This window comes from Streptomyces sp. NPDC107528, from assembly GCF_055639295.1.
In genome coordinates this window covers 130129-155619 of sequence record NZ_JBVKAV010000013.1, presented here as the reverse complement: position 1 = coordinate 155619, position 25491 = coordinate 130129, and the positions used below count along the sequence as shown (strand labels likewise).

Genomic DNA, 25491 nt, shown 5'->3' with positions numbered 1-25491 from the left:
GGGTTGTCGGGGTCGCACAAAGCCGTCATGCGAGAGTCACCTCACATCGGTGGGTCGCGCATACCATCCCCGGAGTGACACGGACCCTCAGCCGGCGTCCCGTCGAGAGGATCTCGACCGAGTCGTCCTTGCGCAGGACCCGGCGTACGGGGTGGTCCCAGGTGATCTCCAGCGGCTCACCCGAGCGCGGCGGCTCGCTCACGCAGAGCGTAGCGGTACGGCCCCGGTGCCGGAGCAGCACGCTCGCGCCGGCGGTGGCGGTGAGCGGGCCCACCGAACCCGGCTGCCAGAAGTTGGCGGCCGTGAGGCCCAGGGAGCGGATGCGGACGGCCTGGCACGCGCTGTCGTTGGCGAGGACCGACAGCCAGCGGGTGCCCAGTGCGGCCCGGGCCGCCACCTGGTGCCGGCCGGCGCCGGGCATGAGGACGTAGACGTAGGTCTCGTCCGTCGGGTCCGTGCCGTGGTCCAGCCAGAGGGTCTGCCAGCGGCGGGTGCGGCGCTCCGTCGTGCTGGTGGTGTTGATGTCGGCCCAGGCTCCGGTGCGGTCCTCGCGCAGGGTGCGCAGTTCGCCGTAGGGCACCACCCAGCCGCCGTGGCCCTCCAGGTGCGCCCAGCCGGAACCGCGTACGAAGGTCTGCGTGCCGCCCTCCCCCAGGTTGCGGTTGTCGACGACGGTCTCGACGGCGACCGCGTCGGCGCAGGTGATGCCGGCTCCGAGGCAGATCACGGCGTCCGCGGCGCAGAACCACGACTTGCGGGCCTCCAGGGTCGAGCCGAGGCCTTTCAGATGCTGCCCGATCGCCGCGTACTCACCGTCCGTCGCGCCGCCGGCCCACCGCACGTCGGGCCTGGGCTCGCCCCACTCGCCGCCGGCCTTGTCGGGAAGGCGCTTGGTGGAGACCGTCGTACCGGGGAGGCGGTACCAGTCGACGGTCGGCCAGTACCAGTCCGTGTACTGGTCGCCGAGACCCGGCGCCCACCAGGACAGCATCCCGGCGCCGGTGTGCCAGCCGCGCGGATTCTCACCGTTGCCGCACTCGTAGTGGGCGATGCGGTCACTGGCCATGGCGATGTTCGCCACGAAGCCCGGGCGGCGGTGGACGGCCCGGTCCATGGCGGCGAAGAGGTGGTGGCCGACCGGGCCGGGGGCGGCGGCGGCCGGTGATTCGGCGACGGTGTGCAGCCGCGCGAGGTCGGCCACCCCGAATTGTCGGGCCGTCAGGATCGGCGTGACCGTGTCCCGTTCGATCCAGCCCTTGATCCGGCCGTACCAGCGCTCCCGCTCCGCCGTGCTCGCGCCGCCCGCGAGGAGGGCGATGGCGGCGATGACGCCCTGCCCGTGAAAGTGGTCACTGCGCATCACGTGCCGGTCGTCGCTCTTGAGGTAACCCCGGCTGATGGCGCGGCCGTTGACGCTGTCCATCATCAACCCGTCGTGGATGAGCGGGGCATAGGCGCGCTCGACGCTGTCGAGGACGATCTGCCTGTTCGGGTCGGTCACCTGCCACTCGGAGCCGGCGAGCAGGGCGAAGAGGCGGCCGAGGCCGTCGAGGAGGACCTGGCCGTAGGTGCCGGAGTAGGCGACCCAGGTGTGCTGGACGAAGGAGCCGTCGACGTAGAGGCCGTCGCCCTTCGTGACGTACGGGAAGACCGGGGAGAGCGCGTCACGGGCGAGCGCGATCCTCGCCGGGGCCCGGCCGAGGATGCCGCGCAGGGCGACACTGCGGCACAGGTCGACGCGGTTGGCGCCGGTGGAGGTGCCGGAGTAGTCGGTGAGCATGGCGTCCGGGATGAAGTGGTCGACGGCCGCGCAGGCGGCGGCGATCTGCGCCTCGGTGAGGTGGTCGTACAGGGCGGCCGTGATGTCCGTCAGCAGGCGCGGGCTGCCGATCTGCCATTCCCACCAGTTGCCGTAGCGGGTGGTGGAGGGGTTGTAGACGGTGGCGGAGAGGTGGTCGAGGCCGCGCAGGACGTCGGCGAGGAGGGCGGGGTCGGCGGTGGAGCCGGTGCCCTGCTGGACGTAGGCCTGGGCCATGGTCCACAGACGGCTGTAGCTCTGGGTGATGCCGGCGGGCGGGTCGTAGGGGTGACCGGGCCACAGGGAGGTGGGGGTGGGGGCCATGGTGGCCCGGAAGCCGCGGGCGAGGGTGCCGGTTTCGGCCAGGCGTGCGGCGTACGGCTCCGCCGCGGGGTCGTAGCCCGTGCCGAGGGCGATGTCGAGCCAGCGGAGGCGGAGGGTGTCGTAGGCGTCGGCCGAGGCGGTGCGGGCGGCGGGAGCGGCGGTGGCCAGGAGCGCCGCCGCGAGCAGGACGGCTCGGCGGGTGGGTCTGGTGAGCCCGGTGCGCTGAGAGGTCATGTCATGGGCATCTACCACCTCAGGGTAATCACGCCAACACTTTGCGGATGAAGTTGAATCTCGAACGGAATAGGTCTACGGTCGGTCGCGTTGATGTAGTTCAAGATTCAACATTGGAGCCGCGAGGCCTCCCCACCCCCTAAGGAGCACGTCATGACGAACCCCGACCTGACCACCCTGACCGGCGAGTACACGATCGACGCGGCCCACTCCACCATCGGCTTCACCGTGCGGCACGCCATGGTCACCAACGTCAAGGGCAAGTTCCTCGACTTCAGCGGCTCGCTGCAGCTGGACGGCGCCGACCCGTCCGCGTCCCAGGCGTCGATCGACGTCAAGATGGACAGCATCGACACCGGGTCGGCGGACCGGGACGGGCACCTCAAGAGCGCGGACTTCTTCAAGATCGAGGAGTTCCCCACGATGACCTTCCGCTCCACCAAGGCGGAGTCCCTCGGCGGCGACGACTACCGCATCACCGGTGACCTGGAGATCCTCGGCACCACCAAGCCGATCACGATCGACCTGGAGTTCAACGGCGCCGCGAAGGACCCGTTCGGCAACGAGCGCGTCGGCTTCGAGGGCAAGGCGGAGATCCTGCGCTCGGAGTGGGGGCTCACGTGGAACGCGGCGCTGGAGACGGGCGGTGTGCTGGTCTCCGACAAGATCAAGCTGAACTTCGACATCTCGGCGATCAAGAACGCGTGAGCCTTCTCTGAGAGCGACCCGACGGCACGGCGCCGGTGCGTCCGTCACTCACCGGCGCTGTGTCAATTGCCTGAGGATCGCGGCGACTTGAGCCGCCCGGCTCTGCGGGGTCCGGGCGCGCAGGAGGCCGAGCATGAGCTGGTAGCGGTCGGTCCTGCCCAGCCGCTCGAAGGCCGCCCCGGCCCGGGGATTCTCCGCCAGCGCCGCGGCCAGCGCGTCCGGGACCTCGGCGTTGCGCTGCGACTCGTACGCCGCCTCCCACCGTCCGTCCGCCTTAGCGGCGTCCACCTCGGCGAGGCCCGCGGGGCGCATCCGCCCCTCGGCGGCCAGTTCCGCCACCCGCCGCACATTGACCATCGACCACAGGCTGCCGGGCCGGCGCGGAGTGATGCGCTGTGTGTAGTACGACGCGTCGAGTCCCTTGCGCTGCCCAGTGATCCACCCGTGGCACAGGGCCACGTCATTGACCTCGGCGGCAGTGACGGAGGGGATGCCGGAGTCCTTCTTGGCGACCTTCACCCAGAGGCCGGGGTGCGGGGCCGGATGCTCGGCCAGCCAGGCGTCGAGGGCGTCGGCGGACGCGAAGGCGCGGGGTTCCGGGTCGCGGTGGGGGCTCATGACGGAAGCGTAGGGGGGAAGTAGGTCAGAAACCGTCCTCCATTCGCGGGCGCGGGTCCAGGAGGTTCCAGCGGGCGTGCTGCCGCAGGACGGGCGGGTCGGCGGGCGGGCTCACGGCTGCTTGTCCGGTACCGGCAGGAGCGCCGCCGCCTGGTCGCGGGCGTGCGCGATCGGGTCCGGGAAGGTGTTCAGGCCGTGGGCCACGAGCGCTCCCTCGTGAAGCAGCATCAGGGTCCGACCCATGCGGTCCGCCTCGCCCGCGTCGCCCGAGTCGTCCGGGGTGATGTCCCTGGCGAGGCGGGTGAACAGGGCGAGCATCCACTCCTTCTGCCCGGCGATGACCGGGTAGGCCGGGTGGGCGGGGTCGCTGATCTCGGCGTGCGCGTTGACCATGCTGCATCCCTTGGAGCCGTACTCCGCCGACCACGCGCGTGAGGCGTCGAACACCGCCAGGACGCGCGCCCGCGGTGTCGCGTGCGCCGCGTCGAGGTGGTCGTCCAGGTACTGCGCGAGGAAGGCCCGCCAGCGCTCGTCGCGACCGGCCAGGTACTCCACGACGATCCGCTCCTTGGAACCGAAGCGGTCGTAGAGGGTCTTCTTGGTCACTCCCGCCTCCGCGGCGATGAGATCCACGCCCACGGCGTGAATGCCGCGCTCGTAGAAGAGCCGTTCGGCGGCTTCCAGGATGCGGCGTGCGGCACGCGTCATCGTGACGCGCTGCGGTTGCTGCTCTGCGGTGCCCATGGCATCCGAGTATACCGATCTGTATACTTTCTGGTGCGAGCAAGGTATACCGATCTGTCTACTGGAAGTGGTTGGCGTGAACGCCCTGCTGTCCATCGCCTTCGTCCTCAGCTGGAGTTCCGGGTTCATCGGGGCCAAGCTCGGCGCCGGGAGCGCGTCCGCGGTCACGATCCTGATGTGGCGGTTCCTGCCACTCGCCGTGATCCTGGTCGTCGTGGCCGCGGTCCTGGGCCGCGCGTCGTGGCGGGGTCTCACCGGGCGGGATCTCGCCCGCCAGGCCGTGATCGGCACGCTGTCGCAGAGCGGCTATCTGCTCACCGTCTACTACGCCATCCAGCTGGGCGTCTCCAGTGGCACCACGGCCCTCATCGACGGTGTCCAGCCCCTCGTCGCCGGTGCGCTGGCCGGACCACTGCTGCGGCAGTACGTCTCACGCCGGCAGTGGCTCGGGCTGTTCCTGGGGGTGAGCGGCGTCGTCATCGTCACCACGGCCGACGCCACGGCGGCGACCGGCGTTGCCGCGTGGGCCTATCTCGTCCCGTTCCTCGGCATGCTCTCGCTGGTGGCGGCCACGTTCCTCGAAAGCCGTTCCCGGACGACCGTCCCGCCCTCGGTGGCGCTCACCGTCCACTGCGGCACCAGCGCCGTGCTGTTCACGGCGTTCGCCTTGAGCACCGGAGCGGCGGTGCCGCCCGCCGAGGCCGGTTTCTGGGCCGCGATCGGCTGGCTCGTGGCGCTGTCCACCTTCGGCGGCTACGGGCTGTACTGGATGATCCTGCGGCGCTCCGGCGTCACCAAGGTCAACACGCTGATGTTCCTGATGGCGCCGGTCACGGCGGTGTGGGGAGCGTTCATGTTCGGCGAGCCGTTCGGTGCGCAGACCGCGATCGGCCTGGTCGTCGGCCTGGTCGCCGTCGTCATCGTCCATCGCGGGGGTGGCGCATCCCGCACGCATGCCATCCGGCGTCGCCCGAAAACCGGTGGCTCCCCTCAGCAGGTCCCGCATACCCTGCCCGCGTGTCCAGCCCCGAGGCCTCCAGACTCCGGCCACCGGCTCTCCGGTGGCTGCCCGTGATGTCCCTCTGATCAGCGTTCACTTCCGCTTCCGGGCTCACTCCGCTGCCGGACGGCCGTTCGACGTGCCGTTTCGTCTTCACCTTCGACTTCGGGTTGCGGAGTTTCTTCATGCCGTTCGCTCTTTTTCTGCTGGGCGTCGCTGTGTTCGCGCAGGGGACGTCCGAGTTCATGCTGTCCGGGCTGGTGCCGGACATCGCCCGGGACCTGGGGGTCTCGGTGCCCGCGGCCGGGGCGCTCACCTCGGCCTTCGCCGTGGGGATGGTGGCCGGGGCGCCGCTCATGTCCGCCCTCGCGCGACGGTGGTCGCGGCGCGGGGCCCTGCTGGGGTTTCTGGGGGTCTTCCTCGCCGTCCATGTCGTGGGCGCGGTGACCGGCAGCTTCGCGGTGCTGGTCGTCACCCGCGTCGTCGGGGCGCTCGCCAACGCCGGGTTCCTGGCCGTCGCCCTCGTCACGGCCGTGGCGTTGGCCGAGCCGGAGGCCAAGGGTCGGGCCACGTCGACACTGCTCGGCGGGGTCACGCTGGCCTGTGTGGTGGGAGTCCCGGCGGGGGCGCTGATCGGTCAACTCTGGGGGTGGCGTGCCGCGTTCTGGGCCGTGGCCGTGGTGTCCCTGCCCGCTGTGGCGGCCGTGGCGCGGTCCGTACCCGGCGGCGCGGGCGACTCGGAACGTCCCGCGCTGCGGGGCGAACTGCGGGCGCTGCGGAGCTCGCGGCTCCGGCTGACGCTGCTCCTGGGCGCCCTCGTCAACGGGGCGACCTTCTGCACCTTCACGTATCTCGCGCCCCTGGTCACCGCGGTGACGGGGCTGGCGGACGGGTGGGTGCCCGTGGTGCTCGCACTGTTCGGCGCGGGGTCGTTCGTGGGGGTCGGAGTCGGGGGACGGTACGCCGATCGCCGGCCCCGTGCGGTGCTGGTCGGGGGCGGCAGCGTCCTGTGCCTCGGGTGGGGCGCCCTGGCCCTCGGCGCCGGGACACCGGCCCTGACGCTCGGCCTCGTCTTCGTGCAGGGCGCTCTGTCCTTCGGAGTCGGGTCCACACTCATCTCCCAGGCGCTGTACGCCGCCCCCGGCTCCCCCACCCTGTCCGGCGGCTTCGCAACGGCCGCGTTCAACGTGGGCGCGGCACTGGGACCTTGGCTCGGCGGCACGGCCATCGGGACAGGCCTCGGATACCGGTCGCCGGTGTGGGTCAGTGCCGGGCTGGTCGCGCTGTCGCTGATGGTGGCGGGCGTGTCGGGCAGCCGGGCCGGGCTGCGGAACCGGGGCGCGGAGGGGAGTCGTACGGGGGCGTCCTCGCCGGCATGACCGTCGCGGTGCCCTGCCGTAGGCGGACCGAGACCGAGCACGGGTGCCTCAAGACGTCTGCCGCTACTCGCCCGACCGGGCAAGTGGGGTGTCGGCTGGATGGGGTTCGCGGGGGAGGTCCTGGGGGCGTGTGTGCGCCCCTTGGGACCGACCCCGGATGCCCCCACGCCCCGGCGCCGCGCCGGGCTGGTCGCGCTGCCGCGGGCCTGGCATGCGGCTGGACCGGGCGGCGGAACCGAGGGGCCGACGGGAGTCGTACCGGGACGTCCTCGCCGGCACGACCGCCGTGGCGTCCCGGTGATGGCGTGAGCGGGCATCGACAGCGTCCCGTTCGCCATGGGTGAGGTCCTGGACGTGCGCGTGTGCGCGCCATGGGCCATCGGGGCCGGCCACGGATACCCCCCGAGCCCGTATGGCCAGTGCTGAACCGGTCACGCTGTCGCTGGTGGTGGCGGGCGTGGCGGCCGGCCGGGCCGGGCTGCGGAACCGGGGTGCGGAGGGGTGTCGTACGGGGGCGTCCGCGCCGACATGACCGCCGTGGGGTCCTGCCTTGGTTCCGCAGGAGTCGGAGTAACCGCAGGCGGGCCGAGCACGGGTACCTCCAGGCGTCTGCGCTGCTCGCGTCAGACCGGAACCGGGCAAGCGGGGCGTCGACTGGATGGCATGCGCGGGGGGCCGGTCGTGGAAATTGGGGCGCGGGTGGGAGGCGGGCGCGGGCATCATCGTCGGCATGACCGACACGCCCCGCCCCGCTCGCGCATGGGTCGCCGTCTCCTCGTACGAGATCGGGAAGCCGCTCCTGCACCCCCTGGCCGCTGCGCGCGCCTGACTGCGGGAGCGCGGCATCGACTGGATGCCGTTCGAGGCGAGCGAGGTCCGCTGGGATCGCGTGTGTGGGCCGGGGGCCGACGGGCGCTGGCGGGCGTGGGTCACGGTCCAGGTCGCCGCCGGTGCCCTGTGGCGGCTCGGGTTGCATCCCGATCAGCCGGCCTCCGTCGTCAACGGGCCCTCCCCGCCCGGCTGGTGGCATGCCGCCGGGGAGCGATACGCGTGCGCGACGAGGGTGTCGGGGCCTGAGCAGGCGCGGTGGGAACGGGCCGAGGCGTGAACTCGGCGTGGCTGGAATTGGCCCCTTGTGGGGGCGGTCACAGGATTCCCATAATCCAGCAAAGGAATTGACCGGCGCATGTCAGTAGATGATCACTCCCCCTGCTTGGCATGCCCCCGACATTTCAGTGCTCTCTCCACGTTCGCATGTCCAACCCCCCACGGAAGGCATCACGTTGAAGAAGCTCCTCACCGCCCTCAAGAGATGCGCGGTCCTCGGCGCCGCCGCTCTCGCGATCGTCAGCCTTCAGCCCGTCTCGGCCGCGCAGGCCGCGGACTCACGCGTCGTCGGCGGAACCCGTGCCTCGCAGGGCGAGTTCCCGTTCATGGTCCGCCTCTCCATGGGCTGTGGCGGCGCGCTCTACACCCAGCAGATCGTGCTCACCGCCGCGCACTGTGTGGGCGCGACCGGCCCGAACACCAGCATCACCGCCACCGCCGGCGTCGTGGACCTGCAGTCCACCAGCGGCCGCGTCCAGGTCCGTTCCACGTACGTGTACCGGGCCCCCGGCTACAACGGCGACGGCAAGGACTGGGCGCTCATCAAGCTCGCCGCGCCGATCAACCTGCCGACGCTGAAGATCGCCACCACCTCGCAGTACAACACCGGCACCTTCACCGTGGCCGGCTGGGGCGCGGCCCGTGAGGGCGGTGCCCAGCAGCGGTACATGCTCAAGGCCAACGTGCCGTTCGTCAGCGACGCCCAGTGCCGCTCCTACAGCGGCTACAGCGGCCTCATCGCCAACGAGGAGATCTGCGCAGGCTTCCCGTCCGGCGGCGTCGACACCTGCCAGGGCGACTCCGGCGGCCCGATGTTCCGCCGCGACGCGAGCAACGCCTGGATCCAGGTCGGCATCGTCAGCTGGGGCATAGGCTGCGCCCGCCCGAACGCCCCCGGCGTCTACACCGAGGTCTCCACCTTCGCCTCGGCGATCGCCTCTGCGGCGTCGTCTCTGTGACTTCCCTGCACATCTGAGCTTGCTGCATCGCGGGCCCGGTGTCTTCGGACGCCGGGCCCGCGCCGCGCCGCCCCATGCCGCACACGCTTCACTCACCCGGTTTCGGCCGTCATCCGGCTTCGGCCGTCACCCGGACCGGAGCGCCCCGGAACCTCGCCCGGTACTCGCTCGGCGTCGTGGCGTGCCGGCGGCGGAATGCCCGGATGAGGGTGTCGACGGTGCCGAACCCGCAGAGTGTGGCGACCCGTTCCAGCGTGGCGTCGGTGCTCTCCAGCAGGTTGCCGGCCGACTCGACCCGGGCCGACTCGATGTAGGCGTGCGGCGTCATGCCGAGTTCGGACTTGAAGATCCGGGTCAGCTGGCGGTCGCTGACATGCGCGTACGCGGCCAGGTCCGGGACCGTGAGGCGCTGGTCGAGGTTGTTCAGAATGTGATGCCGGAGGTCCTCGATGCGCCTGCTCGTGGACACCGGCTCCAGCGGCACGCTGAACTGGGACTGCCCGCCGGGCCGCTTCAGGTACATCACGAGTTGGCGGGCGACGCGCAGCGCGACCTGCTCCCCGAAGTCCTCCGCGACCAGGGCCAGGGACAGATCCAGGCAGGCGCTGATCCCCGCGCCGGTCCAGATCTCGCCCTCCTCGCGGATGAAGATGGGATCCGGGTCGACCCGCACCGCCGGATGGTCGGCGGCGAGCCGCTGCGCGGTGGACCAGTGCGTGGTGGCCCGCTTGCCGTCGAGGAGCCCCGCGGCGGCGAGGATGTGCGCGCCGACGCACACCGAGGCCACCCGTCGGGTCCGGCCGGCCAGCGCCTTCACCCGGGCCACCGTGCCGGGGTCGGTGACGGGGTGGATGCGGCGGTCGCCGTCCACCTCGACGGAGCCGGGGACCAGGAGGGTGTCGATGGTCCGTTCGGCGACTTCGGCGAACGTGGTGTCGGGCAGGATCCGCACGCCGGCCGCCGTCGTCACCGGCGCGGTCGTCTCGGCGGCCAGCACGACCTCGTAGCCGACGCCCCCGGTGGTTTCATGCGGGACGAGGGAGAACACCTCCGGCGGGCCGGTGACGTCGAGGAGATCGACGCCCTCGAACAGCACGATCACGACCAACCGGTTCCCGGTCTTCACCCTGTGCCCCCCTGCCTCGCTCGTGCACGTGGGTGTCGGTTTCTGCGAACTGCACGTCATTGCCGACAGCCCGGTGCGGGTCATAGCGTCGCATACCTGTTCAACAGGCTGTTGAGCAGCGGTTTCCATCGTTCAACCAGCCCTCGGAACCTCAAGTCCCCCAACCCCTGGAGAAGTCCTGTGGCCAGCAAGACGCTGCGCGAACTCGGCGCTGCCGACGACACCCCCGCGACCCTCGCATCCTCGACGCTGATCCTCGTCGACTACCAGAACACCTACACCCGCGGTGCGATGGAGCTCGACGGCTGGAAGCCCGCCCTGGAGGCGGCGGCGGAGCTGCTGTCCCGGGCCCGCGAGGCGGGAGCCGAGGTCATCCACGTCCAGCACGACGACGGCGAGGGTTCGCTGTACGACATCCGCACCGAGATCGGCCGGATACACCCCGACGTCGCGCCCGTCGAGGGCGAGTCCGTGGTCGTCAAGCAGACCCCGGACTCCTTCCACGGGACCGACCTCGGCAAGCTCGTGGACGAGGCGGGGAACGAGGCGGTGATCGTCGCCGGGTTCATGACCCACATGTGCGTCGCGTACACGACGGCGTCCGCGGCCCTGCGCGGCAACAAGCCGACCGTGCCCGCGGACGCCTGCGCCACCCGGTCGATCGTGGATGTGTCCGCCGACGAGCTGCACCGCAGTGCGCTGGCGGCCGTCGCCGACGCGTACGGCGTCGTGGTCGCGTCCGCGAGGGAGCTGGTCTGACACGGGGCCGACCGGGCTCGCGTCCGCCCTCTTGATCGCGGCGGAACACAGGGATCCTCAGAACCCTCCGCCGTCGAACCCTCCTCCCCCACCGAAGTCCCCGCCGCCGAACCCGCCCCCGAAGTCCCCGCTGTCGAAGTCGGCGCCGGAGACGTCGCCGCCCTCGTAGCCGCCACCGCCGTAGCCGTCGCCCCCTCCGTAGTCGGCGGCGTAGGCGGGCGTGGCCATCATGCTGCCGAGCAGGGTGCCGATGAGGAGGCCCGGGAGGATGCCGCCGCCGAAGTAGCCGCCTGCCCAGGGGCCGTAGGCCGGGCCGGCATCCCAGTAGGGGCGGCGGCCGTACTCGGTGTCCACCTCGCGGATCACGGGATCGCGGCCCTCGGAGAGGCGGGTTCGGTCGGCCGCGCAGACCGGGACCTCGCGGGCGGTGCCGCCGGGCGGGGTCCAGGTCTCGTCGGCCACCGCCGGGCCGTGCCGCGGGTCGAAGAAGCAGGGCGGCCGGCGTTCGGGCAGGGGCTGGTGTTCCCGGCGGGCGGCCAGCTGGGTGAGGGAGAAGCGGCCGTCCGCCAGGGCCTGGGTGACTGCTTTGACGTCCTCCGGTTTGCGGGCCGAGTCCATCAGCCGTTTCGCCTTTTCGTAGGCGTCCAGGGCGCTCTCGTAGTCCGCGCGCATCGCGTCGTCGGCGCCGGCTTCGCCCGGGTGGAAGTCCAGGCGGTCCAGTTCCTCGCCGAAGGCGGTGATGTCCTCGTCGACGACGACCCGCAGCTTCTCCAGCGCCGCCCGCTGCTCCGCCTCGCGGCGCTGCCGCTTGCGCCTGACCAGCGTGTACGCGCCCGCGCCGCCCGCCGCCAGCACCGCGCCGACGGCGATCAGAGTGCCGGCGTCCACGCCGTTGCCGCCCCCGCCGTCGCTCCAACTGGCCGGGGCCGTGCCGTTCACGTTGCGCAGGGCCGAGTCGACGAAGTCGTTCAGCTGGGCCTTGGGATCGCCGGCGGTCTGGACCGAGGAGACCAGGTTGTCCACGGCCTGGCGGGACATCACCGAGGAGTCGGCCGCCGCGTCGAAGCGATCACCGACGTGGACGCCGTACAGGCCCGTCACACCGGTTTCCGTGCGGAGGTTCAGCAGCAGGTTCCTGGTCGGCTGGTCGGCCGGCAGGACGGCGATGAAGACCGGTTTGTCGGCGTCCTTGATCTTGTCGGCTAGCGCTTCCGCGTCGGCCGACGACAGCTGGTCCGAGGCTGCGGGATCCACGTAGACGGGATCATCGCGCAGCGCCTCGGCAACCCGGGAAAGATCCGTGGCCGCATGTGCGCCGGGCGGGCCGGCCACGAGCACCGCCGCGGTTGCGGCGACCGGCACGATCAGCAAGCGCATGAGTCCCCGGAAGAGCGGAGTCCTCATACTCTCGACGCTACCTGATGGGACGGGCAAAGGCGCCGGTCCAGTGGCTGGATTCCCACCGGGCCCGGCGCCCCCACGGCGGCCGCCGCGTACCGTACGGCGGCTCAGGCCGCGCGGTACGCCGCACTCAGCCTCTCCACCACCGCCCGCACCGGCCCGTCAGCAGCAGATGATCGGCCTCGGCGAAAAGCTCCGCCACCGCCTCGGTGAGCCCCGTGCCGACGGCCCTGTACTGGACGATCAGCCGGGCCTTGCTGACGAGCGCGCGGCCCACCTGCTGCACCCCGGCCCTCACGGCCGCCGCCCGGGCCGCGATGCCGAGCGGCCTCAGGATCGCGGCGCCCTCCAAGGCGCGCTTCCCGTGCAGCACGTCCGCCACGCCGTCGCCCTCGGTACCCGGCAGCCAGGAGGCGACCAGCGCGTCGGTCCCGGCGAGCCGCTCGTCTTCGACCAGCTGCGGACGCCCGGAGACGATCAGCACCGCGCGCTTCATGGCGCCGGACGCGCGGGGTGGCTGCGGTGAGCGTGAGCAGAGTGGTGCTGAGGGCTGCGGAGACGAGCAGGGCGGTTCTTCGCATGGAACGTCCCTCGACTCTCATGGTCCGCTTATGACTTACCTCACGCCTTGAGTTAACTAGGGGCGCCGATTGGCGTCAAGACTTCACGTCAGACCCGGTGCGTGCTCAACTCCTCGCTGGAGCAGTGCCGTTGTCCCTTCACCTCATGAACGCGCGACCCCTTGACGCGTATGCGAACCCGTCATTTACTCACGCCTCGCACGCCCCCATCCCCCACCGCCAGAAGGGCGGCACTCCATGAGGAGATCCACTCGATCCTCGCGTTCCACGCCATCCACTCGGTCCACCCGGACGCTCGGGCTGCTGCTCGCCGGGCTCCTCACCACGGCCGGCTTCACGGCGGCCACACCCGCGCAGGCCGCCGGCGAACAGGTCACCGCCTGGCTCACCACGACGGACGACACCGGCGGACGCCATGTGACCCGCGGGCTCCAGCCGCAGACGCCGTTCGCGTTCGAGGCGGGCTCCGGCGGCAGCGGTGAGAACATCACCGTCGACGAGAACACCCGCTACCAGTCCTTCAGCGGCGGCGGGGCGTCCTTCACGGACACCGCGGCCTGGCTGATGGACGGCAGCGGCGCGTTGTCGCAGGCCACCCGGGACGAGACCATGCGCAAACTGTTCTCCCCCACGGAGGGCATCGGACTGTCGTTCCTGCGCAACCCCATGGGCGGCTCGGACCTCGCCCGCTTCGGCTACACGTACGACGACATGCCCGCCGGGCAGACCGACCCGGACCTCTCCGAGTTCTCGATCGCCCACGATCTCCAGGACGTCGTGCCGCTGACGAAGCAGGCACGTCAGCTCAACCCGGGGCTCACCGTGATGGCCTCGCCGTGGACGGCGCCCGCCTGGATGAAGGACAACGGGCAGCTCAACGGCGGCTGGCTGAAGGCGGAGCACTACGGGGCGTACGCCTCGTACTTCGTGAAGTACGTGCAGGCCTACCAGGCCCAGGGCATCCCGATCTCGTACGTCACCGCGCAGAACGAGCCGACCTGCTGCTCGGGCTATCCGTCGATGAGCTGGCACGCGAGCGGACTCGCCTACTTCACGAAGAACGAGCTGCTGCCGAAGCTCCAGAACGCCGGGCTGTCGACGAAGGTGCTGGCGCACGACTGGAACTGGGACACCTACGACGCCTACGCCGCGCAGACGGTCGACGACGCGGCCGTCCGCAACCACCCGAACTTCGGCGGGATCGCCTGGCACGGCTACGGCGGTGATGTGGCCAAGCAGACGCAGGTGCACAACCAGTATCCGCAGCTGGACGCCTTCGGGACCGAGCACTCCGGTGGCACCTGGATCGCGAACCAGCAGCGCGAGGACATGATGAACATCATCGACTACACCCGGAACTGGGCGAAGTCGGTGACCAAGTGGTCGCTCGCGCTGGACCAGAACCGGGGTCCGCACAACGGCGGCTGCGGGACCTGCGACGGTCTGATCACCGTCCACAACGGGGACTCCCGGCACGGGCAGGTCGACTACACCGTCGAGTACTACACGATGGGCCACCTGACGAAGTTCGTGAAGCCGGGCGCCCAGCGCATCGCGTCCACGGCGTCGCCGTCGGTGCCGAACGTGGCGTGGCGCAACTCCGACGGATCCAAGGCGCTGATCGCCTACAACGACTCTTCGGCCGCCAGGACCGTCACGATCAACTGGGGTTCACAACACGCCACTTACTCGCTGCCCGGCAAGACATCGGCGACGTTCACCTGGTCGGGCACCCAGACTGAGGGCCCGTCGCGGTCGGGGACGTTGGTGGGCCTCGCCGGTAAGTGCCTTGACGTGGCGGGCGGTTCGTCGGCCGACGGTACGCCGGTGCAGCTCTACGACTGCAACGGCTCGACCGCCCAGCGGTGGACCGTACAGGCCGACGGGTCGGTGCGGTCGCTGGGCAAGTGCCTGGACGTCACGTCCGGCGCGACCGCGAACGGCGCGAAGGTCCAGCTGTACGGCTGCAACGGGTCGGGTGCGCAAGCGTGGTCGTACAACGCGACGACGGGCGACCTGGTCAACCGCGCCGCGGACAAGTGCCTCGACGTGACGGACAACTCCTCGGCGAACGGCGCCCGCGCGCAGATCTGGAGCTGCACGGGCGCCGCGAACCAGAAGTGGCGTCTGCAGTAGGGCGCCGGCTCAGACGAACGGCTCGCCGATGCCGAGCAGGTTGCCCTCGCTGTCGTGGAACCAGGCCGCGCGCTCCCCGCGGAAGCCCTTGCTCGGGTAGTGGCCCTGGACCTCGGCGATGCCGTTCGTCGTGCGGAGCCCGGGCACGTCGACGTCCTCGAACTCCACGCCGCGCCGCCCGAGTTCCGCGACGACCGCATCGACGTCCGCGACCTGCCACCCCATCTGGGTGAACGTGCCGGGGGAGGCTCCGGTCGACTGGTACAGGGCGAACTCCGTGCCGCCGCACCGGTACAGCAGCCCGCCCGGCCGTTCGTCGACCGGGTCCAGACCGAGCTTCTCGGAGTAGAAGCGCCGGGCCCGCTCCAGGTCCTGGGCCGGCAGGCGGCTCGCCACCTGCCCCCGGGCCAGGAAGTGCCGGGCGTCCGTGTCCGTGACGTCCTTGTCGTCCATGGCTCCACTGTGCCGTGGACGACGGGCCCGGCGCAGGTGGCGAGGTCCGTTCGGCCTACTCGGCCGGCGTCACCCCGGCCCGCAGCAGCCCGTACGTGTACGCGTCCTCCAGCGCCTGCCAGGAAGCCGCGATGACGTTCTCGGCGACGCCGACCGTGGACCATTCGCCCGCCCCGTCGGACGTGGAGATCAGGACGCGGGTCGTGGACTGGGTGCCGTGCACACCCTCCAGGATGCGGACCTTGTAGTCGACGAGGTCCAGCTTGGCGAGCTGGGGGTAGATCTTCTCCAGGGCCACCCGCAGCGCGCGGTCGAGGGCGTTGACCGGGCCGTTGCCCTCCGCCGTGACGACGATGCGCTCGCCCTTGGCGAAGAGCTTGACCGTGGCCTCGTTCGCATGGCTGCCGTCGGGGCGGTCCTCGACGATCGCGCGCCAGGACTCGACCTGGAAGTACTTCAGGGGCTTGCCCTCGACCTCGGTGCGGAGCAGGAGTTCGAAGCTGGCGTCGGCGGCCTCGTACGTGTAGCCCTCGAGCTCGCGTTCCTTCACCCGCTCGACCACCCGGCCGACCAGTTCCCGGTCGCCGCCGAGTTCGATGCCGAGCTCCTTGCCCTTGAGCTCGATCGAGGCGCGGCCCGCCATGTCGGAGACCAGCATCCGCATGGTGTTGCCGACCTGCTCGGGGTCGATGTGCTGGTACAGGTCCGGGTCGACCTTGATCGCGGAGGCGTGCAGGCCGGCCTTGTGCGCGAAGGCGGAGACGCCGACGTACGGCTGGTGCGTGGACGGCGTGAGGTTCACGACCTCGGCGATGGCATGGGAGATGCGGGTCATCTCACGGAGGTGGCCGTCGGGAAGGACCTTCTTGCCGTACTTCAGCTCCAGGGCCGCCACCACCGGGAAGAGGTTGGCGTTGCCGACCCGCTCGCCGTAGCCGTTGGCCGTGCACTGGACGTGGGTCGCGCCCGCGTCGACGGCCGCGAGGGTGTTGGCGACCGCGCAGCCGGTGTCGTCCTGGGTGTGGATGCCGAGCCGGGCGCCGGTGTCGGCGAGGACCGTCGAGACGACCGCCTGGACCTGGGCGGGGAGCATGCCGCCGTTGGTGTCGCACAGGATGACGACGTCCGCGCCCGCCTCCGAGGCCGTACGGACGACGGCTTTCGCGTACTCGGGGTTGGCGCGGTAGCCGTCGAAGAAGTGCTCGCAGTCGACGAAGACACGGCGGCCCTGCTCGCGCAGGTACGACACCGTGTCGCCGACCATGGCGAGGTTCTCGTCCAGCGTGGTGCGCAGGGCGAGCTCGACGTGCCGGTCGTGGGACTTCGCGACCAGGGTGATCACCGGCGCGCCGGACTCCAGCAGTGCCCTGACCTGCGGGTCCTCGGCCGCCTTGCCGCCCGCGCGGCGGGTGGCGCCGAAGGCGACGAGCTGGGCGTGCCGGAAGGAGATCTCCTGCTGGGCGCGCGCGAAGAACTCGGTGTCGCGGGGGTTGGCACCCGGCCAGCCGCCCTCGATGAAGCCCACGCCGAAGTCGTCCAGGTGACGGGCGATGGCCAGCTTGTCGGCGACGGTGAGGTTGATGCCCTCCCGCTGGGCGCCGTCGCGCAGGGTGGTGTCGAAGACGTGGAACGAGTCGTCGAGCTCGCTGGTTACCGACATGGTCGTAAGGCTCCTGTATTGGATCTCGGTCTACCGGAATGACCGGCTCCACCGTCCCCACCTATGGTCCCTCACGCTCTCCGCCCGGCTGCGGGTGGGCCGGGAAACAGAAAAACCTCTCGCGGGTGCGAGAGGTCTGCGCGCGGGTCGAGGACGACGGTGTCCACCCGTACCTGGTCGTACGTGGTGGTCACTGCGGACCGGCGCGCCTGCTGCCAATAATCATGGCGAACGAGAGCACGGGGGCAGTCTGGCACAAGTCGCCCCCGCGCTCACCGTCCGTCTCAGGATGCGAGCACTGCGCTGATCACCGCACGTGGCGGACGTAGACGTGCGTGGTGTCCTGGGTGTCGTCCGGCACCAGGTCGGCTCCCCGGCTGCTGAAGGCGACCGTGCGGCCGTGCCGGTCGATCACCGGGTACTCCGCGTAGTCGGCGCTCGGGCCGCCCTGTGCCGCGGCGCTGACGAGCACCGTGCGTCCGGTGCGCAGGTCGCGCACGTACACCTGACGTGCGGAGTCCGGGTCGCCCGGGACGGCCGCGCCGAACGCGAGGTACCTGCTGTCCGCGCTGAGCCGGGCGAAGCCGGTGTGGGCGGCCGGGTCGGCGGCGTCGATGCGGCGCAGGTCCCCCGTCCTCAGATCCCGGACGAAGACGTTGTGGGTGCCGTTGGTGTCGCCCGGCGTCAGCTTCGAGTCCAGCGAGTTGAACACCGCGTACCGGCCGTCGGCGCTGACCTGCGGGTACTCGGTGTGCCCGTCGGACGCCGCGCCGTCCGGCGCCTTGTCGACCTGGGTCAGTTCGCCGCTGCGCACGTCACGGACGTAGGCGTCGCTCCAGTCGCCCCGGGTGGGGTACGGCACGAAGAACTGGTAGCCGACCTTGGCGCCGTCCGCGCTGATGGTGGGCTGGGTGGCGGCGGACTTCCAGGCGCCCTCACCGGGGACCTGGCTGATGCGGACCCGCTCGCCGGTGACGCGGTCGACGCGGTAGACCCGGTTCGACCTGTCGCCCGCCGGCCCCGCGTCGCTGGTGTGCAGGGCGACGAAGGCGACATAGCGGCCGTCGGCGCTGAGGGCCGGCATGCTGCCGGCGCTGTAGCCCGTGTCGACGGCGTCGTCGATGCGCTGGAGGGCGCCGGTCCGCAGGTCCTTCACGAAGATGTGGTTGTCGGCCGCGTTGTAGGTGGGGTTGGACGTGAACGCCAGGTACCGGCCGTCGGCGCTCAGCGAGACGTCCAGGACGTTCGCGTCCCCCGGGCTGCCGTCCGCCGCGGTGCTCGCCAGACGGGTGACATCGGTCCGCAGGTCGCGCACGAACGCGTCCGCGACGCCGTTGGAGTCGCCCGCGACGAGGTTGTCGGCGTCGGAGACGAAGGCCAGATAGCGGCCGTCGGCGCTCAGGCTCTGCCCGTCGGAGGCACGGTTGCCGTCCGTGCCGTCCGGCGCCACGCTCGCCTTCTCGGTGTACGGCGCCCTGGGTGCGGCCCCTGCCGACGTGCCCGACAGCGTCGCCGTCGCGGCGGCCAGGGCGATGGCGAGCGCGACAACTCGCTTGGTGCTGTGCATGGTTGTTCCCCCGTTGATGGTCGTTGTCATTGAACTGTCCGCAGGAAGACGTCCGACACCCCGTTCGTGTCCCCCTCCACCAGATCGGGTGACGCCGACTCGAATGCGACGACAGTGCCGTCGGCGTTGACGGAGGGGTGCCGGGCCGCAAGTTCGTTGCGGCCGCCCCAGCGGTCGACGCTGACCAACTGTCTTTTACCAGTGGCGAGTTGGAGCAGGAATACGGCGTCTCGCGAGGTGTACGCGACGTGCGTACCGCTGCCGGAGAGCGAGGGCTCGGTGCCCCTGACCCGAGTCGTCGTCCCCGCGTCGAGGTCACGGACGTGGATCTCGTCGCCCTGCTGGAAGGCGACCCGGCGGCCGTCCTCGCTCAGGGTAGGAGCTGAGGCGCCCTCGGCTCCGGCCTGCTCCAGGGCGCCGGTGTCCAGGTCGCGGACGTGGACGCCGCCGCCCTGCTCGAAGGCGATGTACCGGCCGTCGTAGCTGATGGAGGGCTTGCCCGCCGCCTCGCCCGTGGGCGCGCTGACGACGTCGGTGGTGCCGCCGTTGAAGCGGAAGCGGTAGACGCGGGATTGCGGGTGCTGGTCGGCGGCGGTCGCGGGCAGCGTGGCGGCGTAGGTGATCCACTGGCAGCTGGGGTCCACCGCGGGCTGTCCCATCCAGGTGAAGCGGACGCCCTGGTAGGAGCCCAGACTGGTCAGCTTGCCGACCGAGCGGTTGCGGATGTGGACGCCCGGACCGCCGTCGGGGTCGTAAGGAGCCGCATAGCCGACCATGCGTCCGCTGGAGCACGGCGTGCCCTCGGACGCCGGTTTCTGTGTGCCGGAGTTGACCTGGCCGATGCCGCCGGCCGCGTTGACGAAGACGTTGTCGTCCGACGTGAACGCGACGACCCTGTTCGCACCCATCACCGGGTCGTACGAGGCCTCGGGCCGCTGCTGTCCGTCTCCCGTCATGCTGATCCGCTCGGTGACGGACGGCATCGGGGCCGGGTTCTCACGGAGTGCGCCGGAGAACACGAACACGTCCGACTCCGCGTTGGTGTCGCCCGGCACCAAGTGGGATGCCGTCGAACTGAACGCCACCGCACGCCCCTTGTCGGCCAGCGCGCCCTCCATGACCTGGGCGCTCGGCGGCAGGGCGGCGCCGCGCAGCCCGGTCCGCAGATCGCGCACCCGCGTGCCGTCCGCGCCCGAGACGACGGCGTACCGGCCGTCCGCCGTGACGGAGGACGTCGTCCCCTCGGCCACCCGCCGCGAGGTGCCCGTGCGCAGGTCGTGGACGTACAGGCCGCCCTCCGCTTCGAGGAGGACGCGACGGCCGTCCGCCGTGATGCGGACCAGGTAGGCGGCGCCGAGGTCCGTGTCGACCTGGGTCCGCTCCCCCGTGGACCTGTCCTTGACGAAGACGTCGGCCGGGTCCTCCTCGGAGCCGCTGCGGACGGAGTAGGCGACCCGCTCGCCGTCGCCGCTCACCGAGGCCCCGGGTTTGTCGCCCTCCTCGGCCGGTGAGATCAGTTCGTCGGTGCCGGTGGCCGTGTCGCGGACGTACAACAGCCGGAAGTTCTCCGAGCCGTTGCGGTTGCCGATGGTGTACGCGACGTGCGTGCCGTCCGGGCTGATGGACTGCACGCGCCCCAACTCGTTGGAGCCGGGCGGGTTCTCGGGCCACAGCCGCTCCACGCGGCCGGTGGCGCGGTCGTACAGGTAGGGCGCGAGGAACCGGGTGCCCGCGGAGAAGGCGATACGGCTCCCGTCGGCGCTCGGCATCGGCGAGCCGTACGTGTAGCCGCTGCCGAGGTCGATCCTGGTGACCTCGCCGCCGGTCAGGTCCTTCACGAGCAGGCACGGGGTGAAGTGCGCGCAGCCGAAGCTCGGCGCGGTGGACACGAACGCGGTACGACGGCCGTCCGCGCTGATCGCGGCGCCGTTCGAGGGGCCGTCGGCCTGGGTGCCGTCGGCGGCGGTGCTGACGCGTTCGACGAGCGGCGGGCGGGGCGCCGCGTCGGCACTCGGTGCCGCCGTCCCGGCGAGCGCGAGCAGCAGCGCCGCGCCTAACGCGGCTCTGGACACACGTGCGACTCCGGACATGTTCCCCCCTGGTCCCCGCCGACGCTCCACCACCCGGCCCCCGCCGGGAGTACGCAACGAGGCAAACGCATCACCGGCCACAGGGTCAATCGGTCTTATTGCGTACAACCCGGGCGGGAGGTCAGACGTCCGCGAGGAGGCCCTCGTCCAGGAACTCCCGTACGTGGCCGAGAATCGTCCCCCGGTCCGTGCCCCGCAGCCCGATGGCCACGTGGATGGAGAAGCCGTCCAGCAGGGCTCGCAGGCGGGCGGCGAACCGGTCCGGGTCGACCGCTCGGAACTCGCCCCTCGACACCCCTTCCGCCAGCAGCGCCACCAGGTCGCGATGCCAGGCGCCCTCGATCGCGGCCTGGCGGTCGCGGGCGTCGTCGTCGGCGTTCTGCGAGCGGTTCCAGACCTCCAGCCACAGCGTCCAGTGGGGGTCGCGGTGGCCGTGGGGGATGTACAGGTCGACGTATGCGTCGAGGCGTTCGCGGGCGGAGGCGGTCCGGGTGAGCAGCCGCCCGCGCTCGGCGCCGAGCCGGCCCTCGCTCCACTCCAGGGTCCGCAGCAGCAACTCGTCCTTGGAGTGGAAGTAGTAGAGGAGATGGCCGCTGCTCATGCCGACCTCACGGCCGAGGGCGGCCATGGTGAGCTTCTCAAGGCCGCGTTCGGCGATCATCTCCATGGCCGCGGCGAGGACGTCCTCGCGGGGTGGTGCGGGGCTGCGGCGGCGGGACGACGGGGTCTGGCTCATGCGCCGGTCACCCGCACAGCCTCGGGAAGGAAATGCGTCTCGTACGCCCCGGTGCAGTCCCGGAACTCCGTCGCCGCCACCGCGCCGCACCCGCCGCACACCGCGTTGGGACCCTCGCGTCCGGGGGAACCGCAGCAGCCGAACTCCGTCGTCGCCGGATTGTGCTCCAGCCGCTCGCGAGCGTCGTGGGGATGGACGACCAGGGTGTCACGCGGTCCGGCGGACATCAGGAAGCCCTGGCCGTCGGGGTCGCCCATGCACACGTTCCCCGGGTTGGCGGCGTCGCACCAGTCCGGATCGGGGTGCGGCACATACGGCGCCCCGCACGGCTCCGGGTCCACCGCGTACGTCCCGCGCGGCATGGTCGCCGGGGCGTGCCGCGAGCCGTCGGGGTTCTTGCGCCCCTCGTACTCGGGTCGCGGCGGCACCTCGGGCAGCAGGCGCAGCGGCTCGGTGAGGCGGTGGCCACAGGCCGTGCAGAGCAGCAGTACGTTCACCCGTACGTTCTACCTGACCCCGGCCTTCGGCTGCTGCTGAGTAATGCAGTGGATGCCCCCGCCACCGGCGAAGACCGTCCGGGCGTCGACCAGCGTCACCGTCCGCTCCGGGAAGAGCCGGCGGAAGATGCCGGCCGCGATCTCGTCGCGCGGGTCGTCGAAGCCGCACAGCACCACGCCGCCGTTGCAGAGGTAGTGGTTGATGTAGGAGTAGTCGGCCCAGTGGCCGTCCGCCTCCAGGACGGTCGGCGCGGGCACCTCGACGACCTCCAGACGCCGGCCGCGGGCGTCCGTCTGTGACTTCAGCAGGCCGACGATCTCCTTGGTCACCTCGTGGTCGGGGTGGGCCGGGTCCGGCTGCACATGGGCCACGACCACGCCGGGACGGGCGAACGCGGCGACGATGTCGACATGGCCGAGGGTGCCGAAGACGTTGGGGGTGCCCCCACGCCTTTCGGGCAGTGGGGGAGGGTAGTCGCCGGTCAGGCCGCGCGGCAGCCAGATCGCCTTGCGGGTGCCCAGGTGGGCGTGGATCTCGGCCTCCACCTGCTCGCGCGTCCAGTGCGGGTTGCGCTCCGGGCCGAGTTGGACCGTCTCCGTGAGCAGGACGGTGCCCTCGCCGTCGACGTGGATCGCACCGCCTTCGTTGACGAGCTTCGAGGCGTACGTCCTGGCCGACCCCGCGAGGTCGGAGACGTACGCGGCGATCTTCGCGTCGTGCTCCCAGCGGGCCCAGTCCTGGGCACCCCAGCCGTTGAACGTCCAGTCGACGGCCGCGAGTCGACCCTTGGCGTCGGTGAGGAAGGTCGGGCCGATGTCACGCATCCAGGCGTCGTCGAGGTCCCGCTCGATCGTCTCGACGTCGTGGCCGAGCAACGTGAGGGCGTCGGCCGACTGGCCGGGGCCGCACACCACCGTCACCGGCTCGAAGCGGCGGACCGCGCGGGCGACGGACGCCCAGGCGATCCGGGAGGCCGCGAGGTCGTCCGGGTCCTCGAAGGTCGGGTTCGGTCCCGGCCAGGCCATCCAGGTGCGCTCGTGCGGGGCCCACTCGGCGGGCATGCGGAAGCCGTCGGCGGCGGGGGTCGTCATGGCGGGTCCTTGTCTGAACGTCACAGGAAATAAAGGCGGTTGAGGGAGACAGAGTCGGCCGGCTCGGAGCGCAGCGGCTCGCCGTCGAGGGTGACCAGGCCGGTGCGCTGGTCCACGTCGACGGCGCCGGTACGGGAGTTGAGGCGCAGGTCGGCCGGCCCGATGCCGCGGGTGCCGCGCACGGCGACCCTGCGGCGCCGGGTCGGCATGGTGTCGTTGCCCTGGTCGACGGCGGCCTGCGCGACGAAGGCGACGGAGATGTCGGCGGGCGTGGCGCCGTATGCCCCGAACTGCGGTCCCAGGACGAGGGGTTCGCAGGTGTCGGTGGCCGCGTTGGGGTCGCCGACCACGCCGTAGGCAGGGAAGCCGGACTTCAGCACCAGCTGCGGCTTGGCTCCGAAGTACTCCGGCCGCCACAGCACGATGTCGGCGAGCTTGCCGACCTCGATCGACCCCACCTCGTGCGAGAGGCCGTGCGCGATGGCCGGGTTGATGGTCAGCTTGGCCATGTAGCGCAGGACGCGCTCGTTGTCGTCGCCGTCGTCCGGGGCGCCGAACTCGGCCTTCATCTTCCCGGCCATCGCGAAGGTACGGCGGACCGTCTCGCCGGCGCGCCCCATGCCCTGCGCGTCCGACGAGGTGATGCCGATCGCGCCCAGGTCGTGCAGCACGTCCTCGGCGCCCATCGTCCCGGCGCGGATGCGGTCGCGGGCCATGGCGGCGTCGCCGGGCAGGTCGGTCTTCAGGTCGTGGACGGAGACGATCATGCCGTAGTGCTCAGCGACCGCGTCCCGGCCGAAGGGCAGGGTCGGGTTGGTGGAGGAGCCGATGACGTTCGGGACGCCGGCCATCTTCAGCACGTTCGGGACGTGTCCGCCGCCGCAGCCCTCGATGTGGAAGGCGTGGATGGTGCGGCCCTCCAGCACGCGCAGGGTGTCCTCGACCGAGAGGCACTCGTTCAGGCCGTCGCTGTGCAGGGCGACCTGGACGTCGTACTCCTCGGCGACCCGCAGGGCCGTGTCCAGCGCCCGGGTGTGGGCGCCCATGTCCTCGTGCACCTTGAAGCCGGAGGCGCCGCCCTCGGCGAGGGCCTCGACGAGCGGGGCCCGGTCCGACGAGGAACCGCGCCCCAGGAAGCCGATGTTGACGGGCCAGGCGTCGAAGGCGTTGAACGCGTGCCGCAGCGCCCACGGCGAGTTGACGCCGACGCCCCACACCGGCCCGAACTCCTGCCCGATGATCGTGGTCACGCCGGAGGCGAGCGAGGCCTCCATGATGCGCGGCGACAGCAGGTGCACATGCGTGTCGACGGACCCGGCGGTGGCGATGAGCCCCTCGCCGGACACGATCGACGTGCCCGTGCCGACCACGACGTCGACGCCGTCGAGGGTGTCGGGGTTCCCGGCCCGCCCGATCGAGCAGATCCGGCCCTCCCTGATGCCGATGGAGACCTTGCGGATCCCCAGCGCCGCGTCGATCACGACGACGTTGCTGATCACCACGTCACAGGTCTCCCGGACGGCGGCCGCCTTGAGGTGCAGCCCGTCCCGGGCGGTCTTGCCGAACCCGGCGAGGAACTCGTCGCCGTAGCGCTGGGAGTCCGACTCGACGCGGATGGTCAGGCCGGAGTCGCCGAGGCGGATGCGGTCGCCGGCGCGGGGGCCGTGGGTGGCGGCGTACTCGTGAGGATTCATCGTTGTGCTCCCTGAAACTCGCCCCCCGGAGCCGTGGCTCCCAGATATCCGCAGGCGGCGGCCCTGCGCAGGGCCTCTTCCTTCACCCCCGGCGCGTCCAGCGCCCCGTCGACGAGCCCCGCGAACCCGATCGCGATCCGCTCGCCCCCGATCGGGACCAGCCCGACCTCGACGCTCTCCCCCGGCCCGAAGCGCGTCGACGACCCGGCCGGAACGGCGAGGCGCATGCCGTAGGACGCGCCGCGGTCGAAGTCGAGGCGCGGGTTGGCCTCGAAGAAGTGGAAGTGGGAGGTGACGGAGACCGGCACGGTGGCGGTGTTCGTCACGATCACCCGCAGGACCGCCTCGGGCTCGGCGTGCTCGGGCCCCGGCAGCAGCGCGCCCGGGCCCTGGTCCGAGAGCCCGCCGCCACCGATGGGGTCGGACACGACCGCCAGCCGCGAGCCGTCGTCGAAGACGGCCTCGACATGCACCTCGGTGACGACGTCCGCCACGCCCGGCAGCACGTCGTCCGGCCCGAGCACGGACCGGGCACGCTCGATCGCCTCGGCGAGGCGGGCGCCGTCCCGGGCGGCCTCGCAGACGGTGTCCGCGATGAGTGCGGTCGCCTCGGGCACGTTCAGCCTGAGCCCTCTGGCCCGGCGGGCCCGGGCCAGTTCGGCGGCTCCGAAGAGCAGCAGCCGGTCACGTTCCGTCGGGGTCAGTCTCACGACGCGGCACCTCCTTGTCTTCCTCGCTTTAGAGCATCACTCTAAACACTAGATTGATGCAACCGAAACCTTGACGGCAGAGGTTAGGACACATCACATTGAACGTCGTTCTAACCGA

At 71.3% G+C, this 25491-nt stretch carries 21 protein-coding genes and 1 pseudogene; 7 read left to right on the top strand and 15 right to left on the bottom strand.

The window, feature by feature from the left end:
• Nucleotides 1–25: 25 nt before the first annotated feature.
• Nucleotides 26–2356: a polysaccharide lyase 8 family protein gene (locus tag ACZ7L5_RS35925; RefSeq protein ID WP_471522305.1), complete on the bottom strand. Its 2331-nt coding sequence runs from the start codon at nt 2354–2356 to the stop codon at nt 26–28.
• Between the two features lie 153 nt (nt 2357–2509).
• Here ACZ7L5_RS35925 and ACZ7L5_RS35920 point away from each other — a divergent pair, with 153 nt between their 5' ends.
• On the top strand, nt 2510–3064 hold the full coding sequence (locus tag ACZ7L5_RS35920; protein ID WP_471522303.1) for a YceI family protein: 555 nt from the start codon (nt 2510–2512) through the stop codon (nt 3062–3064).
• 48 nt (nt 3065–3112) lie between these two features.
• Here ACZ7L5_RS35920 and ACZ7L5_RS35915 read toward each other — a convergent pair whose 3' ends face one another.
• Nucleotides 3113–3682 (bottom strand): YdeI/OmpD-associated family protein, encoded by a 570-nt coding sequence (locus ACZ7L5_RS35915; protein WP_471522301.1) that lies wholly within the window; start codon nt 3680–3682, stop codon nt 3113–3115.
• A gap of 111 nt (nt 3683–3793) precedes the next feature.
• Nucleotides 3794–4426 carry a TetR/AcrR family transcriptional regulator gene (locus ACZ7L5_RS35910; protein WP_471522299.1) on the bottom strand — a complete coding sequence of 211 codons (633 nt, stop codon included), beginning with the start codon at nt 4424–4426 and terminating at the stop codon, nt 3794–3796.
• A gap of 76 nt (nt 4427–4502) precedes the next feature.
• Here ACZ7L5_RS35910 and ACZ7L5_RS35905 point away from each other — a divergent pair, with 76 nt between their 5' ends.
• From ACZ7L5_RS35905 to ACZ7L5_RS35890, 4 genes are all read left to right on the top strand, one after another.
• The gene (locus ACZ7L5_RS35905; RefSeq protein WP_471522297.1) at nt 4503–5501 is read left to right on the top strand and encodes a DMT family transporter; all 999 of its coding nucleotides are present in this window, start codon (nt 4503–4505) and stop codon (nt 5499–5501) included.
• Between the two features lie 110 nt (nt 5502–5611).
• The gene (locus ACZ7L5_RS35900; protein WP_471522295.1) at nt 5612–6805 is read left to right on the top strand and encodes a Cmx/CmrA family chloramphenicol efflux MFS transporter; all 1194 of its coding nucleotides are present in this window, start codon (nt 5612–5614) and stop codon (nt 6803–6805) included.
• Between the two features lie 853 nt (nt 6806–7658).
• Entirely contained in the window at nt 7659–7913 is a 255-nt protein-coding gene (locus tag ACZ7L5_RS35895; RefSeq protein WP_471522293.1) for a hypothetical protein, read from the top strand.
• Nucleotides 7914–8088: 175 nt separating this feature from the next.
• Nucleotides 8089–8871 carry a S1 family peptidase gene (locus tag ACZ7L5_RS35890; RefSeq protein ID WP_328879000.1) on the top strand — a complete coding sequence of 261 codons (783 nt, stop codon included), beginning with the start codon at nt 8089–8091 and terminating at the stop codon, nt 8869–8871.
• Nucleotides 8872–8980: 109 nt separating this feature from the next.
• Here the strand turns inward: ACZ7L5_RS35890 and ACZ7L5_RS35885 are convergent, their stop codons facing one another.
• Nucleotides 8981–9997: a GlxA family transcriptional regulator gene (locus tag ACZ7L5_RS35885; protein WP_471522291.1), complete on the bottom strand. Its 1017-nt coding sequence runs from the start codon at nt 9995–9997 to the stop codon at nt 8981–8983.
• 180 nt (nt 9998–10177) lie between these two features.
• On the opposite strand from ACZ7L5_RS35885, the gene ACZ7L5_RS35880 reads away from it, so the two are divergent.
• Nucleotides 10178–10756, top strand: a complete 579-nt coding sequence (locus ACZ7L5_RS35880; RefSeq protein WP_471522289.1) for a cysteine hydrolase family protein — start codon at nt 10178–10180, stop codon at nt 10754–10756.
• Nucleotides 10757–10813: 57 nt separating this feature from the next.
• Here the strand turns inward: ACZ7L5_RS35880 and ACZ7L5_RS35875 are convergent, their stop codons facing one another.
• Nucleotides 10814–12160: a hypothetical protein gene (locus ACZ7L5_RS35875; RefSeq protein WP_363032510.1), complete on the bottom strand. Its 1347-nt coding sequence runs from the start codon at nt 12158–12160 to the stop codon at nt 10814–10816.
• 104 nt (nt 12161–12264) lie between these two features.
• Nucleotides 12265–12668 (bottom strand): annotated as a pseudogene (locus tag ACZ7L5_RS35870) (glycosyl hydrolase); the annotation flags it as partial.
• A 307-nt stretch (nt 12669–12975) separates the two neighbouring features.
• Between ACZ7L5_RS35870 and ACZ7L5_RS35865 the strand changes: the two are divergent.
• The gene (locus ACZ7L5_RS35865; protein ID WP_471522287.1) at nt 12976–14874 is read left to right on the top strand and encodes a ricin-type beta-trefoil lectin domain protein; all 1899 of its coding nucleotides are present in this window, start codon (nt 12976–12978) and stop codon (nt 14872–14874) included.
• A 9-nt stretch (nt 14875–14883) separates the two neighbouring features.
• On the opposite strand, the gene ACZ7L5_RS35860 is transcribed toward ACZ7L5_RS35865, so the two are convergent.
• The 9 genes from ACZ7L5_RS35860 to ureA all read right to left on the bottom strand — a co-directional run bounded on the left by ACZ7L5_RS35860 (nt 14884) and on the right by ureA (nt 25373).
• Complete coding sequence (locus ACZ7L5_RS35860; RefSeq protein ID WP_471522285.1) at nt 14884–15327, bottom strand: VOC family protein; 444 nt, start codon at nt 15325–15327, stop codon at nt 14884–14886.
• 55 nt (nt 15328–15382) lie between these two features.
• The gene (cimA, locus tag ACZ7L5_RS35855) at nt 15383–16987 is read right to left on the bottom strand and encodes a citramalate synthase (RefSeq protein WP_471522283.1); all 1605 of its coding nucleotides are present in this window, start codon (nt 16985–16987) and stop codon (nt 15383–15385) included.
• A gap of 307 nt (nt 16988–17294) precedes the next feature.
• The gene (locus ACZ7L5_RS35850) at nt 17295–18554 is read right to left on the bottom strand and encodes a TolB family protein (RefSeq protein WP_471522281.1); all 1260 of its coding nucleotides are present in this window, start codon (nt 18552–18554) and stop codon (nt 17295–17297) included.
• 26 nt (nt 18555–18580) lie between these two features.
• Complete coding sequence (locus tag ACZ7L5_RS35845; protein WP_471522279.1) at nt 18581–20644, bottom strand: TolB family protein; 2064 nt, start codon at nt 20642–20644, stop codon at nt 18581–18583.
• Between the two features lie 121 nt (nt 20645–20765).
• Nucleotides 20766–21380: a TetR/AcrR family transcriptional regulator gene (locus ACZ7L5_RS35840; protein ID WP_471522277.1), complete on the bottom strand. Its 615-nt coding sequence runs from the start codon at nt 21378–21380 to the stop codon at nt 20766–20768.
• Nucleotides 21377–21877, bottom strand: coding sequence for a hypothetical protein (locus tag ACZ7L5_RS35835; RefSeq protein ID WP_471522275.1), 501 nt, complete (start codon nt 21875–21877; stop codon nt 21377–21379). Before ACZ7L5_RS35835 ends, ACZ7L5_RS35840 begins: the two co-directional genes overlap by 4 nt.
• Nucleotides 21878–21886: 9 nt before the next feature.
• The gene (locus ACZ7L5_RS35830) at nt 21887–22969 is read right to left on the bottom strand and encodes an agmatine deiminase family protein (protein WP_471522273.1); all 1083 of its coding nucleotides are present in this window, start codon (nt 22967–22969) and stop codon (nt 21887–21889) included.
• Between the two features lie 20 nt (nt 22970–22989).
• A complete protein-coding gene (locus ACZ7L5_RS35825; RefSeq protein ID WP_328879012.1) occupies nt 22990–24663 on the bottom strand; it encodes an urease subunit alpha in 1674 nt (557 codons plus the stop codon).
• Nucleotides 24660–25373: an urease subunit gamma gene (gene ureA / locus ACZ7L5_RS35820; protein WP_471522270.1), complete on the bottom strand. Its 714-nt coding sequence runs from the start codon at nt 25371–25373 to the stop codon at nt 24660–24662. Before ureA ends, ACZ7L5_RS35825 begins: the two co-directional genes overlap by 4 nt.
• Nucleotides 25374–25491 lie beyond the last annotated feature (118 nt).